Genomic DNA, 16,848 nt, shown 5'->3' on the forward strand with positions numbered 1-16,848 from the left:
CGCAGCCCTTGTTGCATTGACAAACGTCGCTATCGGAATTAGCTTTCTGAATCAAGCACCTGGGAGCGCTCCCAATTCACCACCACCCCACCATTGCTGAAACTCGCCCACTGCGAGCCCTCCCGAGGCGTGGATACCACCACCACTTCCGGAGGAGTTCCATGAGAAGAAGCAGAAGAGTGAACGCCGCACTGGTGTCGGCCGGCGCCGTCCTGCTGGCGTCGGCAGGCGTCGCGGTGGCGGTGCCGGCGGGAGCCGCTGCCGCCGGCTGTTCGGTCACCTACAGCGTGTCGTCGCAGTGGCAGGGCGGGTTCGGCGCGAACGTCACCATCACCAATCGCGATGACGCGGTGACGAGTTGGACGCTGGCCTGGAACTACAACGCGGGCCAGACCGTCACCCAGGCCTGGAACACCACACTGACGCAGAGCGGCACCACGGTCACCGCCAGGAACGTCAGCTACAACGGGGCCATCCCGACCAACGGGACGGTGTCGTTCGGATTCAACGGATCCTGGACCGGCAGCAACCCCGATCCCACCACCTTCGCGTTCAACGGGGTGGGCTGCACCGGCGGCACGGAGCCGACTCCGCCCCCGACGACGACGCCCCCGCCGACTGACCCACCGCCGACGACTCCGCCCCCCAGCGGGCCGGCGGACATCACAGTGAACAGCGCGACCAAATACCAGACAGTCGACGGGTTCGGAGCCGCACAGTCCATCTGGGGTAGCGCCTGGTCGACGACGGACACCCAGACGTTGGTCGGGATGGGTGCCAACCAGTTGGGGCTGTCGATCGTACGGACCGGCCTGTCACCGGAATCCAGCGAGTGGGCGACGCACGTGAACTCGTTGAAGACGGCGAAGTCGTACGGGTCGAACGTCAAGATCCTCGCCTCACCGTGGACCGCGCCGGCGGCGTGGAAGACGAACAACAGCCGCGTCAACGGCGGCAAGCTGAAGACCGACTACTACGACGACTACGCCAACCACCTCAACAGCTACGTGCAGTACATGCGTGGCCAGGGCGTGCCGATCGACGTCACCTCCGTGCAGAACGAGCCGGACTGGCACCCGGACTACGACTCGATGGACTGGAGCGGCACCGAGCTGCGCACCTTCGTCCGCGACCAGGGCACCAGGGTGCAGAACACCAAGCTGATGGTGGCCGAGGCGGTGAACCTGAACTACAACTTCACCGACCCGACCCTGAACGACGCGACCGCCCGCAACAACATCGGCTACATCGGCGGACACCTGTACGGCACCGAGGAGTCCGGCCGGCTACGCCCGTACTCCCTGGCCCAGCAGTACAACAAGCCGGTGTGGATGACCGAGTGGAACCTGCACGCCGCCGACGGTGGCGGCTCCAACATCTGGGGCAACTCCGCCAACGCGGCGGTCTGGAACGAGACCCTCGACGACATCATGCGCACCGTGCACAAGTCGATGGAGGCCAACTGGAACGCCTACATCTGGTGGTACGGCAAGCGCTACTACTCCTTCATCGGCGACGGCGAGTCGGCGTTCGGCACCGTCGCCGGCGCACCCCTCAAGCGCGGGTACGCCTTCTCGCAGTATGCGAAGTACGTCCGCCCCGGCTACCAGCGCGTCGCCCTGACGAAGAGCTCGAAGGCCTCACCGCTCGAGGTGACGGCCTACCAGGGAGACGGGAAGATCACTCTGGTGATCCTCAACCGCTCGAACAGCGCGGTCAACAACGCCGTGATCCAGGCCCCGCAGAACGTCAGCCGGGCCGAGCACTATCTCACCTCGCAGAACGCCAACGCGGCCAGCCAGCCCACAAGCGTCAACGGCGGTCAGGCCACCATCAACGTCGGCGCCCGCAGCATCTCCACCCTCGTCTTCACCCTCTGAACACCCCCGACCACCATTGATCACGGGAGCCCCGGCCGAGCCGGGGCTCCCGCCCGTCGGTGGGCGGCCGGGCCTTCAGCGACGGCGGTTCAGGTGGCGGTCGGCGGGCCCGTGCTCTGCCGCACCACGAGCTTGGGAACGACAAGCGGCAGCCGCTGCGGCACCGTGTCGTCGATGGCCTGGGTGACGGCGGTGATGGCTCGTCGACCGACCGCGTCGAAGTCCTGCTGGATCGTCGTCAGCGGCGGGATGAGGAAGGGCGCCTCGGGGACGTCGTCGAATCCGACCACTGACATGTCCTGCGGCACCCGCCGCCCACGCTCGTGCAACCCGCGCAGCACGCCGATGGCCATCTGGTCGTTGGCGGCGAACACCGCTGTGGTCCCGCGCATCGCACCGATCCGGAGCCCGGCGGCGTAGCCGCTGTACGCTCTCCAGTCGCCCTCGACCGGCTCCGGCGGGCGGATGCCAGCGGCACTCATCGCCTGACGCCACCCTTCCAGACGGGCGCGCGCCTCCGCCCAGTTGAGCGGGCCACTCACGTGCACGATCTCGCGATGTCCGAGTTCGAGCAGGTGGTCGGTGGCCATCCGGGCACCGAGCACCTGGTCGACGCCGACGGTCACGCTGGCCCTGGACAGATCCCCCTCGACGACGACGAAGGGAACACTCGAGCGCGTCATGCGCACCACCTCGAGGGCCTCGTCGTTACCGGCGATCATCACGACGCCCTCCACACCGACGCGCATGAGGTGTTCGGTGGCGTCGCTGAGCGCCCGTACCGTCACCTCGGACAGGCTCACCGAGGTGGCGAAGTAGCCGGCGGCGCGGGCCGCGTCCTCGACGCTGCGATGGATGCTCGTCGGACCGAACAGTGTCCTGGCCGTGCCGATGATGCCGATCATTCCAGAGCGTCCCCGCACCAGGGCGCGGGCGGCGGTGTTGGGGCGGTAGTCGAGTCGTCGGATGGCTTCGAGGACCCGGTCCCGGGTCTCCCGCCTGATGCTGGGTGCCCCGTTGATGACCCGGGACACGGTCTGGTGTGACACGCCCGCCAGGCGAGCGACGTCTGCCATGACCGGTGGCCGGTCGGCCGCCGTCACGGCGACCTTTGCGTGAACTCGCACTGGCGGGCCGTCCGTTCTTCCATGGATTCAGTTCCTCGTGGGCCTCGTCGGTTCGGGGCCGTCAGTGTGAGTGACGGGGCACCGCGCTGCCGCTGCCGCCGACGAGGAAGTCGAGGTCCGCGCCGCTGTCCGCCTGGAGGACGTGCTCACTGTAGAGCCGTACCCAACCCCGGTCGGCCACCGGCGGTGGGGGTCGCCAGGCGTCACGGCGTCTGGCGAGTTCCGCGTCGTCGACCAGGAGGTCCAGGCGGCGCGTCGTGACGTCCACGCAGACGAGGTCACCGGTGCGTACCAGCGCGAGAGGGCCGCCCACCGACGCCTCCGGTGCGACGTGCAGGATGCAGGTGCCGTAGCCGGTGCCGCTCATCCGCGCGTCGGAGATCCGCACCATGTCCGTGATGCCGTCGGCGAGCAACCGTCGTGGCATGGGCACGTTGCCCACCTCCGGGAAGCCCGGGTAGCCCCGTGGCCCGGCGTTGCGGACGACGATCACCGTGTCGGGGGTGACGTCGAGGCCCGGGTCGTCGGCGGCGACGACATACTCCTCGATCCGGTCGAAGACGAGCGCAGGGCCGGTGTGTGTGAGAAGGTGCGCCGAGGCGGCGGAGACCTTCAGCACCGCCCCGGACGGCGCAAGCGACCCGCGCAGCACGACAGTGCCCGAACCGGCCGGCTGGAACGGCTCCTCCATGGTGCCGATGACGTCCCGGTTCCAGCACTGGGCGCCGTCGACGTTCTCCGCCACGCTCCTGCCGCTGACGGTGACGTGGTCCATGTGCAGCAGCGGGGCGAGTTCCTTCATCACCACCGGAAGGCCACCCGCGTAGGCGAAGTCCTCCATCAGGTACTTTCCGGACGGCATGAGGTTGACGAGCATCGGCACGTCGGCGGTGAGGACGTCGAAGTCCTCCAGCGACAGGGGGACGCCGAGGCGCCCGGCGATCGCGAGCAGGTGCACGACAGCGTTTGTCGAACCACCGATCGCGGCGTTGACCCGAACGGCGTTCTCGAAGGCCTGTCTGGTGAGCACCGAGGACAACCGTTGGTCCTGTTCCACCATGGCGACGATCCGGCGGCCGGCGGCCTGCGCGAGCGCGTACCGCCGCGAGTCGACCGCCGGCACGGCCGCCGCGCCCGGCAGTTGCACACCGAGCGCCTCGGTCACGCAGGCCATCGTGGACGCCGTACCCATTGTCATGCAGTGGCCTCGGCTGCGGGACATGCCGACCTCGGCCTCGGAGCAGTCGGCCGCTGTCATCCGGCCGGCCCGCATCTCCTCGGTGAAGCGCCAGACGACAGTCCCGGAGCCGATGTCCTGGCCGCGGAACTTGCCGTTGAGCATCGGACCGCCGGTCAGCATCAGTGTCGGCAGGTCGACGCTCGCCGCTCCCATCAGCAGGCCGGGCGTGGTCTTGTCGCAGCCGGAGAGCAGGACGACCCCGTCGAGCGGGTTGGCGCGGACCGACTCCTCCAACTCCATCGCCAGCAGGTTGCGGTAGAGCATTGTCGTGGGACGCATCAGCGGCTCGCCCAGGCTCATCGCCGGGAACTCCAGCGGCAGGCCCCCGCTCTCCCACACTCCCCGCTTCACCGATTCGGCAAGATCGCGCAGGTGGGCGTTGCAGGGTGTCAGCTCCGACCAGGTGGTGGCGATGCCGATCACCGGGCGACCGTCGAAGACGTCGTCAGCGAACCCCTGGTTGCGCATCCAGGACCGATGGATGAACCCGTTGCGGCCTTGCGCACCGAACCACTCCCCGCTGCGCAGCGGTCGATTGGTCGTCGACATCAGCACACCTCTCCGTTCTTCGTCCGGCCGCGTCTGGTGCGGCGGTCAATGCGCGTGTGGTGGATCGGGTGGCGCCGGCGCGCGACCTACCGGAGACCTCCGACGGAGAGGCCGCCGCGCCAGTGTCGTTGCAGGCTGAAGAACGCGATGATCAGCGGGATCACCGAGACCAGGGAGCCCAGGATGATGAGGCTCCACAGGGACGTACCTCCCGCGTTGTTCGCGGACGCGATGCCCTGCCACAGGCCGAGACCGACGGTGACCGGGAAGAGCCGGTTGTCGGAGAGCATGGCCAGTGGCAGGAAGTAGTTGTTCCAGGACGCCACCGCCGACAGCAGCAGCACGGTGACCACAGCGGGACGCATCAGCGGAAGGGCGATCTGGAGGAACGTCCGCACCTCCCCCGCGCCGTCGACCCGTGCCGCGTCGAGGAGTTCGTCGGGCACCGCGTCGCGCGCGTACACGTGCATCAGGTAGACGCCGAACGGGTTGAGCAACGACGGGAGGATCACCGCCCAGACCGTGTTCGTGAGGCCCAGCCGGGAGAACATGATGAAGGTCGGGATGACCAGGGCGGTGGCGGGCACCATCAGCGCGCCGAGCACGACGGCGAAGCTGAAGCGCCGGGCGGCGAAGCGGTACTTGGCGAACCCGTATCCGGCCATGACGGCCAGGACCGTGGCGCCGATGCCGCCGGCGATGGCGTACAGCGTGGAGTTGAGGATCCACCGCAGGTAGATGCCACCGTCGTAGGTGAAGAGCTGCCTGAGGTTCCCGAGGTAGTCGATGTGGTCGGTGAACCAGAGGGTGTTGCCGCCGCCGAAGAGGCCCGGCGCGTCCTTGGAGCTGTTGACGATGACCCACCAGAACGGTACGAGGAAATAGATCACCAGGAAGCCGAGGAGGATCTGCAGAGGGAGGTAGCGCTGCGGTCGGCGGGCGCCTGCGCGGACGCTCGTGTGATCGGTCATCAGAGGAAGCTCCTCCGCTTGCGGGTGAAGAACAGGAAGGCGTACACGCAGATGAACACGATCCCGCCGAGGGCGAAGGAGATCGCGGAGCCGTAGTTGAAGTTGGCGAGGGAGAACGCCTGCTGGTACGCGTACATGTTCGGTGTGAAGTCCGAGCCGATAGTGCCCGCGGCGAGGTACCGCAGGATCTGCGGTTCGTTGAAGAACTGCAGGGTGCCGATGAGCGAGAAGACCAGGATCAAAATCAGCGCGGGCGCGATCAGCGGGATCTTGATCCGCGTCGCGATCTGCCACCGCCCGGCACCGTCCATCCGGGCCGCCTCGTAGAGCGTCGGGTCGACGCCCTGTAGGGCGGCGTACAGGATGATCATGTAATAGCCGGCCCACTGCCAGGTGACGACGTTGAGCAGCCCGTAGAAGATCAGGTCGCTGCCCAGGAAGTCCGGTGCGGTGGCGCCGAAGAGCCCGAAGATGTCGGTGAGCGGGCCGAAGCCCCGGCTGTAGAGGAACCCCCACATCACCGCGCCGATGACCGTCGGGATCGCGTACGGGAGAAAGATCATGAGGCGGGAGAAGCGGGCGAACAGGGTGGTCACCGAGTCCAGGATGAGCGCCAGCGCGAGCGCGATGACGATCTGTACCGGGATCGAGACGAGCGAGAAGCGGATGACGAACCACGCGCCGGACAGGAAGCTCGGGTCGGTGAACGCCTTCACGTAGTTGTCGAAGAGGACGAAGCTGGTGCCGCCGATCAGCTTCTTCTGAAAGAGGCTGAGGTACAGCGCGTACGCCAGCGGCGCGATGAGGAACGCCAGGAACACGACCCCGAACGGCCCGACGAAGAGCCATCCCATCAGGTGCTCGCGAAGGTGTACCTTGCCACGGATCTTGCGCGTCTCGGGCGGTGTACGCGCTGCGCGCTTCTCGGTCAGGGATGTCATCTTGGTCTCCGGGACGTGGACGCTGAGGGGGGAGGGTGGGCCGCCCGGTGCCGGCGCGGCCCACCCCGCCGGTCACTGAACGGTGAAACCTTGTTCCTTGGCGTACTTCGCCACGTCCTCATGGAGCCGGTCGGCAGCCTGCGAGCCGGTGACGGACCCCTTGATGACCTCGCTGACCTGCTTCTCCATGGCGTCGAGGTAGTACTGGCCGAAGGGGGCGTACTGGACGCCCTGGTAGGCGTCGGCGGCGGGAACGTAGACCTCCTTGTTCGCCTGCTGGCCGCCGAAGAACGCCACCTTCAGGTCGACGAAGGCGGGATCCTTGAGCGCCGTGAGGTTCAGCGGGAAGATGACCTGGTTGGTCCAGCCGTCGGTCAGCGACTCCTTGTCGGCGTAGAGCCCGTAGGCGACCTTCGCGGCCAACTCCGGTTTCTTCGCCTGCTTGGTCACCGAGAACGCCGACCCGCCCCAGTTCACCTGCACCGGGTTGGCCGGGTCCCACTGCGGCAGCGGTGCCACCGCGAACTTGCCGGTGTCCTGGCCCTTGCCGACGCCCGCGCCGGTGAGATAGCCGGGCGCCCACGCCGCCGAGATGTACGTCGCGTAGTTGCCGTTGATCACGCCGGAGATGTACTCCGGGGTGAACTGGTTCTGCGTGCCGACCAGGCCCTTCTTGGCCAGGCCACCCCAGTAGTTCAGCACGTCCTTGGACGCCTGGTCGTTGAGCTTCACACCGATCGCCTTGGGCTGCGCCGGATCGAAGCTGAAGGGCGTGGCGCCCTTCTGGATCTGGAGCGCCATCATCACCGCCGGGACGTTCGCGCCGAGGTCACCGAAGAGCGGACCGCCGGCGTCCTTGACCTTCTGCGCGGCCTGCTCGTACTCGGCCCAGGTCTTCGGTGGGGTGACCTTGTACTTGTCGAAGATGTCCTTGCGGTAGATCATGCCCATCGGGCCGCCGTCGACCGGGACGCCGTAGACCGCGTCACCGACCGACACGTCCTTCCAGGCGCCCTCGCTGTAGTTGGCCTTCACCGCGTCGTAGCCGTACTTCTTGATGTCGACGAGCGCGCCCTGGATCTGGAAGGTCGGGATGCGGTCCGCCTCGACCATGATCACATCGGGCGCCCCGGTGCCCGCCGAGATGGCCGTCTGGAACTTGTCGTACTCGTCGCCGCCCTGCCCGACGTTGGTCCAGCAGACCTGCACCTCGTTGTTCAGCTTGTTGAAGTTGTCGACGACGAGTTGGGTGTTGGGGTACCAACCCCACATCGTCACCACCGGCAGGTCCTTCTTGGCGATGGTGTTCGTGCAGTTGCTCGCGTCGCTGCCGCCCTCGTCGGAGGAGCAGGCGACGAGGCCGCCTCCCACCGCGAGCACGGCTACGGCGGCGAGTATTCGTCTTCTCTTCATTGAGATGGTTCCCTTCGGCGATGGCGGTGCACAGCATCCATGCGCTGGCGGGCGCCACCGGGGCAGGAAGCCGTGCTCCGGTGGCGTCGCCGGTCAAGGCTCCTAGCGCTTGAACAGACGGGGCGCCAGGTCGATGAGGTTCTTCTGCCACACGTCCCAGCCGTGCGGTCCGGGGGTGACCCCGTCGAACTCGTAGCGGATACCGAGGTTGTCCATCGTGGTCAGCGAGGCCATGAAGCTCGGGTACACGAAGTCGGTCTGGTCACCGACGTACACCCGCAGCATCGTGGTGCCGTTGTTGATCGCCGCCGCGTCGACGCCGGTGCTGCTGCCGAATCCGGCCGAGAAGGCCGCCACGTAGGCGAACTCGCCCGGGTATGCCTTGAGCACCCCGAACGCCTGCCCGCCACCCATCGACAGGCCGGCGAGGGCCTGCTGGGACGGGTCGCTGGAGACGTGGTAGCGGGATCGGGCCGTCGGGACGATGTTCTCCCGCAACTCCCTGTTGAAGTTCGACGAGTTGCCGTTGCCCATCACGACGACCATGGGCGTGAGGTCGCCGTCGAGGAACTGGTGGTCGAGGATCTGCTTGGCGCGGCCCATCTCGACCCAGTCGGTGTAGTTCTGACCGCCACCGTGCTGCAGGTAGAGAACCGGGTACGGCTGCTCCCGGTCCTTGTCGTACCCGGGTGGGGTCCACACCAGCGCGGTGCGGTCCTGACCCGCCACCGAGCTGGCGTAGGTCATGCTCTCGACCCTCCCGCCCTGACCGGCGGGCACGTCCAACAGCAGTCGGGCGCCCGGGCCGGGGATGAAGAAGGTGCTCCACATCGGCTCGGTGGTCACCGACGTCGTGTTCGAGGTGTCCTTGAACGGAACCCGGTCCACGATCAGTCGGTAGTAGTAGAACCACGGCTTCAGCGGGCCCACAGTGGCCCGCCACCGGTCCCCGTCGCGGGACAGCGGCAGGCGCAGCCAACTGCCGCCCGGAGCGACGTTCGCCCAGACCGTGACGTGCTGGGCGTCAGCGAAGTCGGTGGTCGTCTCGAAGGTGACGAACCCGTCCTCGTTCACGAAGGGCGTCGGGGTCGTGCCGGCCGGCGGCGGCGCGAACTCCCCCTTGAGCCGCGTGTGACCCGGGCTCGGCCCGTGGTCCTGCACGTGCCGGAACAAGCGCGGCACGAAGTCGACGAGGTTCTCCTGCCAGGTGGTCCAGGTCGCGCCGCCGTCCGGGTTGACCCCGTCGAACTCGAACCGGACGTCGGCGCGGGCCAACGCCTTCGTCAGTCGGTAGGTGGTGTTGTACGAGGGGTCAGTGACGTTGCCGGTGTACAGGCGCAGCAGCGTGACGCTGCGGTTGATCGCCCTGGCGTCCTTCCGGTCGATCGCGGGGGCCGACGTACCCGAGAACCACCCGACGTGGCCGAACTGACCCGGCTTGGTGAGCGCGGCTCGCAGCGCCTGCGTGCCGCCGCCGGAGACGCCGGCGATCGCCTGGTGCGCCGGATCGCGAAGGACCCGGTAGTTGTCGGTGACCGCCTTGCGGAGATCCTTCAACTCTCTGGCGTCCGAGACGTCCGCGTCGTTGATCACCACGACCATCGGGCTCATCGCGCCGGTGGCCGAGAGGTTGTCGAGGATCTGCCTGGTGCGACCGAGATCGAGCCAGTCGGTGGTGGCCAGACCGTCGCCCGACTGCAGGAAGAGCGCCGGGTGCCCCTTCGGGCTCTTGGCCGCGTAACCCGGTGGCGTCCAGACCAGTGCCGAGCGCTGCGCGTTCCTGGTGCGGTAGGTCAGCGTCTCGATCCTGCCACCGGTGCCGGCCGGGGCGTCGACGAGCCACCGGGCCGAGTCACCCGCGACGAGGAAGGTGCTCAGGAGCGGGTTGGACGCGACACCCGCGCTGTTCGTCGGGTCCTTGATGGTCTTGGTGTCGTCGGCGGTGAGCTGGTAGTTGTACAGCCCCGGCTCCAGCGCGCCGAGGACACCCGACCACACGTCCCCCCGGCGGGTCAGGCCGAACTCCGCCCAACTGGCCGACGGGCCGAAGTTGCCCTCGACGACGACCTGCGAGACGGTGCCCAGGTTCTCCTGGACGTACGCCGCCGGGACGGCGAACGTGGCGTAGCGGTCCGCGGAGACGTCCAGCCACGGGGTGGCCGCCTCCGCTGGTTGCGGCGCGAGCAGCACGGCCGCGGTGGCGATGACCCCGGCGGTGAACGCCGCCGAGAGCCGCCGACGTACGCCCGGACGGCGCAAGCGCCAGTGATAATGTGCGGTAGTCACACTCCACTCCTTTCAGGTGCCGGCAGCGGACGCGACCCGACTGACCGGCTCAACTCAACGGTGATCTGCCGTGTGCTGCGTGCACCTCCTTCAGATCGCTGCCGCACTCTTCGGTGGCGCCGACGAGCTGCGCACGACGAGACTGGTCGGAAGCACGATCTGGCGGGGCTCGTCCCACTCGCCGGTCACCAGTGACTTCAGCATCCGGGCCGCTTCATACCCGAGCTGGTACATCGACTGGTCCACAGTGGTCAGGCCCGGCTCGGTCAATGCCGACTCGGGGATGTTGTCGAACCCGACGACGGACAGGTCCTCCGGCACGGAGAACCCCAGCTCCCTCGCGACCTCGAGCACCTTGAGGGCCATCCCGTCGCTCGCCGCGAAGATCGCCGACGGCGGGTCCGGTCGTTGCAGCAGGACGCGCGCCAGGGGCGTCGCCGACTCCGGGTTGAAATCCCCCCGGCCGATGAGCGTCGGGTCGACCGGAACCCCGGCGTGTGTCAGCGCGGCCCGGTAGCCTTCCTCCCGCGACCACGCCGAGGCGAGACTGTCGCGGCCGGCGATGAACCCGATGCGCCGGTGACCCAGGCCGAGCAGGTGCTCGACGGCGGTGGTGGCGCCGGCGAGGTTGTCGGCCATCACCGAGGGCGCCGTCGAGCCTCGCACCGGGTCGATGGCCACGACCGGAGTCCGGCTCCGGACCTCACCCCAGGGCGTGACGACGATGCACCCGTCGGTCAGGGTGCCCGACAGTCGGGTCAGGTGCCGTTGCTCCCAGCCCTCCGAATAGGACCCGTAGAGGTCGCTGTTGGCATAGATGATCAGATCGAAGCCCGAGCGGCTCAGCGCCTTCATCACGCCCTTGAGCACCTCGGCCGTGTACGACTGGAAGCTGTGCGCCACGAGACCCAGGACGTTGGTGCGGCTGCGCCGGAGGCTGGTGGCCACCAGGCTCGACTCGTAGCCGAGCTGCTCGATGGCGGAGCGCACCTGAGCGACAGTGCGAGCGCTGACGCCGTAATGCCCGTTGACGACCCGCGAGACGGTGGCGGTGGAAACGCCTGCGGCTCGGGCGACATCACTCATTGTCACCGGCGCATTGACTTCAATCATGCCGCTCTCTCTGGACTGCAATCGTTATCGGTTACGTTTCCAGGGTGTTGCCAACGTAACCGAGGAGGATTACGAACACAAGACCTCTTCGCCCTTACCGACCGCTGGGGAGGATCTGCCGAACCGAGGCGCGCAAGGGCGCGGTGGACCCTCGGATGCCGTTGCGGACAACGCAATCAGCTACCACTCCGAGCGCGCGCGGCGCGGTGATTTCAGCGCCGAGGCTACCCGTCGACAACGGGACGGCACGCTCCGTCAAGAACCATTTCCGCACCCGGGTGAACGATCACATCTGCCGCAGCTCGGCGGTTCCGGTAGGACCGTGGACGTCGGCCGGTCCGGGTCCGCCCCCCGGTCGGGGCGGCAGGCCCTCCGAGGGTGCGCCGACCAGACATTGATCCAGGTGTTCCCTTACGTAAACGTGATCGGTAACGTTTACATAGATCGACAACGTAATCGAAGACGATCACCTTGTCCAGAGCTCACACCGCCTCCACCACCCCTCGGTCCCGGCGCCCGGGCACAGACCTCCGCGTCGGACCCGCACGAAGGGAGCCAGCCCTGAACACCCACCTCGACAGCGCGCCACCGAACGTCGTCCACACGGCCCGCCTGACCCTGGACCCCCGCCGACGCGTCGCTCCGGTGCCGCGGCGGATCTTCGGCTCGTTCGTGGAGCACCTGGGTCGCTGTGTCTACAACGGAATCTACGAGCCGGGGCACCCGACGGCCGACGCCGACGGCTTCCGGGGCGACGTCCTCGCGCTGGTCCGCGAGTTGGGCGTCACCACGGTGCGCTATCCGGGCGGCAACTTCGTCTCGTCCTACCGCTGGGAGGACGGTGTCGGCCCGGTCGACGAACGACCGGCGAGGCTCGACCTCGCCTGGCACAGCCTGGAGACCAACGCGTTCGGGCTCGACGAGTTCATGCGCTGGGTCGCCAAGGCCGACGTCGACCCGATCATGGCGGTCAACCTCGGCACCCGTGGCACCGCCGAGGCTGTCGACCTGCTCGAGTACGCCAATCACCGCGGTGGGAGTCACCTCGCCGACAAGCGCCGCGACAACGGCGCAGTCGACCCGTACGGGATCCGGCTGTGGTGCCTGGGCAACGAGATGGACGGCCCGTGGCAGGTGGGCCAGCGGAGCGCGACCGAGTACGGGCGGCTCGCCGCGCAGACCGCGAAGGCGATGCGCCGCTTCGACCCCGATCTCGAACTCGTCGCCTGCGGTTCCTCGCACCTCGGTATGCCGACGTTCGGCAGCTGGGAGCGTGACGTGCTGACCGAGGCGTACGACGACGTCGACCTGATCTCGCTGCACGCCTACTACCAACCGGTCGACGACGATCTGGCCAGCTTCCTCGCCTCGGCCGAGGACATGGACAGGTACATCGACGCCGTCACCGCCATCGCCGACTCGGTCGGCGCGATCCGCCGGTCGACCAAGAAGATCATGATCGCGTTCGACGAGTGGAACGTGTGGTACCAGTCCGCCGCGCCGTCCACGCCGCCGAGCGGCGAGGACTGGCCGTTCGCGCCGCCACTGCTGGAGGATCACTACAGCGTGGCCGACGCGGTGGTCGTCGGTGGCCTGCTGATCAGCCTGCTCCGGCACAGCGACCGGGTGAGCGCGGCCTGCCAGGCACAACTGGTGAACGTCATCGCCCCCATCATGACCGAGACGGGTGGCGCGGCCTGGCGCCAGACCATCTTCCACCCCTTCGCCCGCACCGCCCGGCACGCCCAGGGCACGGTGCTGGACGTCCTGCGCGACGGCAGCACGACGACCACCGAGCGATACGGCGAGGTCGACGCGGTCGACGCGGTCTCCACCTGGGACGACACCACCGGCGAGATGACCGTCTTCCTGGTCAACCGCGCCCTCGACGAGCCGGCCGGGGTGACGATCGACATCACCGGGGCCCAGGTGGACGACATCATCGAGTGCGTCACGGTCGGCGGCACCGACCTGCACGCCAAGAACACGGCCGACGGTCCGGACCACGCCGAGCCGCGTCCGAACGACACGGCACGGGGTGCCGACGCCAGCGTCGAGCTGACCCTTCCGCCCGCGTCCTGGACGATGCTGCGGCTTCGCGCCATCGACACGACTGCGTGACCGGCTGACCGCGCCACCGATCCGCCGCCCCCGGCCGCGCACACCCCGGCTGGACCGAGGGCTGCGCGGCCGGGGCTTCCCCACCCCGGGGAGTACGCGGTCGTCGCCGGGCGGGATCCGGTAAAGAGCACGCGAGCGCTAACATCGCCTGCTGCGAAAACAGCTCCAGGAATTGTCTTGCTGGTTTATTCACTCGCCCGGCAGACAGGAGCAGATAATTGCGCCTGATGTGGGTCGGGCGCGCTTCTTCGTCGCCGGGACGACTGGCCCGCGAATTCTTCGTCAATCCATGCCGTAGAAGGATTCGCGCGCCAGTCACGGCCGCCCGGAAACGCGCCCGGGAAAGACCGGCAAAAGCGTTAGGCGACCGCCGGTTGCAACCTCCCGTCGACCCGCCGGGAAATGGCTGTGCACTCGTCGCGCAACTCCTCGGGGAGGACCCAGGCCGGGGCGTCCTGCCACGCCAGCGGGCGGAGGAACCGTCGGATCGACGTGGCGCCCACCGACGTGTGCACGGCGTTCGTCGAGGGCCAGGGTCCACCGTGGTGCTGGGCCCAGGACACCCGGACACCTGTGGGGTAGCCGTCGAAGACGAGGCGACCCGCGCGGGCGGCGAGCACGTCGACCAGTCGGCGTACGACGTCGGCGTCGTCGTCCGGCCCACTGTGCAGTGAGCCGGTGAGCGACGGCGGAACGGTGGCCAGCGCGGCGTCGAGGTCGGCGGCGTCGTCGTACCGGACCACTACCAGGAGCGGGCCGAAGCACTCGTCGGCGATCTCGGTGGTCAGGCCCGCGAGGTCGACCTCCAGGAGCGCCGGGGCCACCGTGTAGCCCGCGCCGGAATCGACGGTGGGCCGCGCCGAGACCCGGGCGCCGGCCCGCTCGAACTCCGTGGCCCGATTCTCGTACGCGTCGCGGATCCGCTCGTTGAGCAGGACCGCGCCACCTGACGCGTCGACCCTCGCCCGCAGCGCGTCGACCAGGCGGTCACCACCCGGATCCGACGGGACGAACGCCAGGCCGGGCTTGGTGCACAGCTGACCGCCCGAGTTCGTGAAGGATCCGAACAGCCCTTCGGCGATCTGGTCTCCCCGGGTGGTGGCCGCGTCGGGCAGGATGACGATCGGGTTCACGCTGCCCAGTTCGGCGTACAGGGGAATGGGGTCGGGTCGTTCGTCGATGGCCGCCTGGATGGCGCGGGCGGCGTTGACCGAGCCGGTCAGGGCGGCCGCCCTGATCGCCGGGTGGCGTACGAGCGAGCGGCCGGCCTGCTCCCCGTACACGATGTCGACGACACCCTCGGGCCCACCGAGGTCGCGGACGGCCGATTCGATCGCCGCCGCGGAGGCGTGCGAGGTGAGCGGGTGGGACGGGTGGGCCTTCAGGATGGTCGGACACCCGGCGGCGAGCGCGGCAGCCGTGTCCCCGCCAGCGACCGAGAAGGCAAAGGGGAAGTTGCTGGCCCCGAAGACGGCTACCGGCCCGAGGGGTACGAGCATCCGCCGCAGGTCCGGGCCGCGTCCGAGCGGTGTGTCGGCGGCGTGGTCGATCGTCGCCTCGACGTACGCCCCGTCGCGCAGCACCTCGCCGAACATCCGGAACTGGAGCGCCGAGCGGGTGAGTTCCCCGTCGAGCCGAGCGTGGCTCAGCCCGGTCTCGGCTTCGGCGGCCCCGACCAGATCCGCCCGGCGGGACTCCAGCGACGCGGCGATCGCGTCCAGCAACTCCGCGCGGCCGAGCCTCCCGCGGGCGGTCAGCCACTGGGCGGCGGTCGAGGCCCGATCGGCGACGACCTCCAGCCGAGACTCGTCGGTCTCGGTGAGGTCCGTCGCGCGACGCGTTCCGTCGCGCGGATCGACAGTGTTGACGACGTTCACAGCAGTCCTCTTCTCGCCAGGTTGCCCATCAGATCGCGGACGCCGAAGTTCCAGGGCTCGCACTCTTCGGCGTGCCGTACCCGGTTGACCAGGGTGCCGAGCGGGGGGCAGCTGATCCGCACCACGTCGTCGACCTTGTGGGTGAAACCCTCACCGGGGCGATCCCGGTCCTGGATGGGCGCGAACATGGTGCCGAGCATCAGGGCGGCACCATCGGGGTAGTGGTGGTGCGGTCCGATCAACTGCCGGACCAGTTCCTCCGGGTCACGCGACATCTGGGTCATCTCCGAGACCGCCTCCAGGTGGAAGCCGTCCACGCCGCTGACCTCCAGGCGGACCTCGAGGTCGCGGACCCGGTCCAGGTCGAACCAGTCGTCGAAGAGCCGGATCAGGGGGCCGAGGGCGCAGGAGGCGTTGTTGTCCTTCGCCAGGGGAAGCAGGAGCGCCGAACGGCCCTCGATGTCGCGCAGGTTCACGTCGTTGCCGAGTGTGGCGCCGACGATCCGACCGCTGGACTGGACGACGAGCGTGACCTCGGGCTCCGGGTTGTTCCAGGTCGACGCGGCGAGCACGCCGACCGGAACGGCGGTGCCGACGGCGGAGAGGACCTGCCCCTTGGTGAAGATCTCCGCGTCCGGGCCGATACCCACTTCCAGGTACTGGCTCCACAGGCCCTCGGCGACCAGCAGGCGCTTGAGCCGCTCCGCCTCCGGTGACCCTGCCTCCAGGCTGTGCAGGTCCACGCCGACGTCGGCGAGCATGCGCTGCCGGATGTCCGCGGCCAGCGCCAGGTCTCCCCGCGCCCGTTCCTCGATCACCCGCTCGATCATGGAGATCGGGAAGGTCACCCCGGCGGCCTTGAGCGCCTGGAGGTCGACCGGGGCGAGCAACCACGGGCGGCCACGGTCTCGGGTCGCGACCCCCGTGTTGGCCAGGATCTCCCCGAAGTCCCCCACCCTCGGCCCGTCGAGCCCGGCCACTGTCGCGGCGGGATCGGGCAGCTCGCAGATGTCGCGGACGGTCGGGAAGCGGTGGCTGATGTCGATCACCGCGCCGTCGCGGACGGTCACCGGCGAGGGCCCTTCGCCGGACGGGTCCCAGATCCGTCCGATGAGAACACTGCCCGCGTCGTCCGGCAACGCCTCGGCGGCAGTACCCACCCAGTCCGCGTCCGCGGCCAGCACTCGGGGCCGCGGCACGGTCATGAGTCGCCCTTGCTACCCATCGCTGCTCCACTGTTACGAGATGACGTCATGGCGATGAAATTGCAACGATCGTAGCGTCATGTGCAACGGTGTCAAGCGATGATTGCGCATCGCGTTATCTACAT

The 16,848-nt window shown here is 68.5% G+C and carries 11 protein-coding genes; 2 read left to right on the forward strand and 9 right to left on the reverse strand.

All coding sequences use genetic code 11. The features are described from left to right. The first annotated feature begins 161 nt into the window (after nucleotides 1-161). Nucleotides 162-1,880, forward strand: coding sequence for a cellulose binding domain-containing protein (locus tag ABZ406_RS16340; RefSeq protein ID WP_357761634.1), 1,719 nt, complete (start codon nucleotides 162-164; stop codon nucleotides 1,878-1,880). Between the two features lie 89 nt (nucleotides 1,881-1,969). On the opposite strand, the gene ABZ406_RS16345 is transcribed toward ABZ406_RS16340, so the two are convergent. The 7 genes from ABZ406_RS16345 to ABZ406_RS16375 form a co-directional block, all read right to left on the reverse strand. Beyond that, nucleotides 1,970-2,956 (reverse strand): LacI family DNA-binding transcriptional regulator, encoded by a 987-nt coding sequence (locus ABZ406_RS16345; RefSeq protein WP_357761637.1) that lies wholly within the window; start codon nucleotides 2,954-2,956, stop codon nucleotides 1,970-1,972. A gap of 112 nt (nucleotides 2,957-3,068) precedes the next feature. Beyond that, on the reverse strand, nucleotides 3,069-4,796 hold the full coding sequence (locus ABZ406_RS16350) for an IlvD/Edd family dehydratase (protein ID WP_357761640.1): 1,728 nt from the start codon (nucleotides 4,794-4,796) through the stop codon (nucleotides 3,069-3,071). Nucleotides 4,797-4,882: 86 nt separating this feature from the next. Next, nucleotides 4,883-5,767 carry a carbohydrate ABC transporter permease gene (locus ABZ406_RS16355; protein WP_357761643.1) on the reverse strand — a complete coding sequence of 295 codons (885 nt, stop codon included), beginning with the start codon at nucleotides 5,765-5,767 and terminating at the stop codon, nucleotides 4,883-4,885. Beyond that, nucleotides 5,767-6,708, reverse strand: a complete 942-nt coding sequence (locus ABZ406_RS16360; RefSeq protein ID WP_357761645.1) for a sugar ABC transporter permease — start codon at nucleotides 6,706-6,708, stop codon at nucleotides 5,767-5,769. Before ABZ406_RS16360 ends, ABZ406_RS16355 begins: the two co-directional genes overlap by 1 nt. Nucleotides 6,709-6,780: 72 nt before the next feature. Further along, nucleotides 6,781-8,121, reverse strand: coding sequence for an extracellular solute-binding protein (locus tag ABZ406_RS16365; protein ID WP_357761648.1), 1,341 nt, complete (start codon nucleotides 8,119-8,121; stop codon nucleotides 6,781-6,783). A 102-nt stretch (nucleotides 8,122-8,223) separates the two neighbouring features. Then, entirely contained in the window at nucleotides 8,224-10,407 is a 2,184-nt protein-coding gene (locus tag ABZ406_RS16370) for an alpha/beta hydrolase-fold protein (RefSeq protein ID WP_357761651.1), read from the reverse strand. 90 nt (nucleotides 10,408-10,497) lie between these two features. Beyond that, on the reverse strand, nucleotides 10,498-11,520 hold the full coding sequence (locus ABZ406_RS16375) for a LacI family DNA-binding transcriptional regulator (protein ID WP_357761654.1): 1,023 nt from the start codon (nucleotides 11,518-11,520) through the stop codon (nucleotides 10,498-10,500). A gap of 645 nt (nucleotides 11,521-12,165) precedes the next feature. On the opposite strand from ABZ406_RS16375, the gene ABZ406_RS16380 reads away from it, so the two are divergent. Next, a complete protein-coding gene (locus ABZ406_RS16380) occupies nucleotides 12,166-13,641 on the forward strand; it encodes an alpha-N-arabinofuranosidase (RefSeq protein WP_357761657.1) in 1,476 nt (491 codons plus the stop codon). Nucleotides 13,642-14,000: 359 nt separating this feature from the next. On the opposite strand, the gene ABZ406_RS16385 is transcribed toward ABZ406_RS16380, so the two are convergent. Both ABZ406_RS16385 and ABZ406_RS16390 read right to left on the reverse strand, forming a co-directional pair. Beyond that, nucleotides 14,001-15,518, reverse strand: coding sequence for an aldehyde dehydrogenase (NADP(+)) (locus ABZ406_RS16385; RefSeq protein WP_357761660.1), 1,518 nt, complete (start codon nucleotides 15,516-15,518; stop codon nucleotides 14,001-14,003). After that, nucleotides 15,515-16,723 carry a fumarylacetoacetate hydrolase family protein gene (locus tag ABZ406_RS16390; protein WP_357761663.1) on the reverse strand — a complete coding sequence of 403 codons (1,209 nt, stop codon included), beginning with the start codon at nucleotides 16,721-16,723 and terminating at the stop codon, nucleotides 15,515-15,517. Before ABZ406_RS16390 ends, ABZ406_RS16385 begins: the two co-directional genes overlap by 4 nt. Nucleotides 16,724-16,848 lie beyond the last annotated feature (125 nt).

The sequence above is a fragment of the Micromonospora sp. NPDC005710 genome (assembly GCF_040630995.1).
GTDB lineage: Bacteria > Actinomycetota > Actinomycetes > Mycobacteriales > Micromonosporaceae > Micromonospora.

What these genes read in the sequence shown, in the direction of transcription:
- ABZ406_RS16340 (WP_357761634.1), top strand. Translation starts at nt 162, where the DNA reads ATGAGAAGAAGCAGAAGAGTGAACGCCGCACTGGTGTCGGCCGGCGCC.
- ABZ406_RS16345 (WP_357761637.1), bottom strand. Translation starts at nt 2,956, where the DNA reads ATGGCAGACGTCGCTCGCCTGGCGGGCGTGTCACACCAGACCGTGTCC.
- ABZ406_RS16350 (WP_357761640.1), bottom strand. Translation starts at nt 4,796, where the DNA reads ATGTCGACGACCAATCGACCGCTGCGCAGCGGGGAGTGGTTCGGTGCG.
- ABZ406_RS16355 (WP_357761643.1), bottom strand. Translation starts at nt 5,767, where the DNA reads ATGACCGATCACACGAGCGTCCGCGCAGGCGCCCGCCGACCGCAGCGC.
- ABZ406_RS16360 (WP_357761645.1), bottom strand. Translation starts at nt 6,708, where the DNA reads ATGACATCCCTGACCGAGAAGCGCGCAGCGCGTACACCGCCCGAGACG.
- ABZ406_RS16365 (WP_357761648.1), bottom strand. Translation starts at nt 8,121, where the DNA reads ATGAAGAGAAGACGAATACTCGCCGCCGTAGCCGTGCTCGCGGTGGGA.
- ABZ406_RS16375 (WP_357761654.1), bottom strand. Translation starts at nt 11,520, where the DNA reads ATGATTGAAGTCAATGCGCCGGTGACAATGAGTGATGTCGCCCGAGCC.
- ABZ406_RS16390 (WP_357761663.1), bottom strand. Translation starts at nt 16,723, where the DNA reads ATGACCGTGCCGCGGCCCCGAGTGCTGGCCGCGGACGCGGACTGGGTG.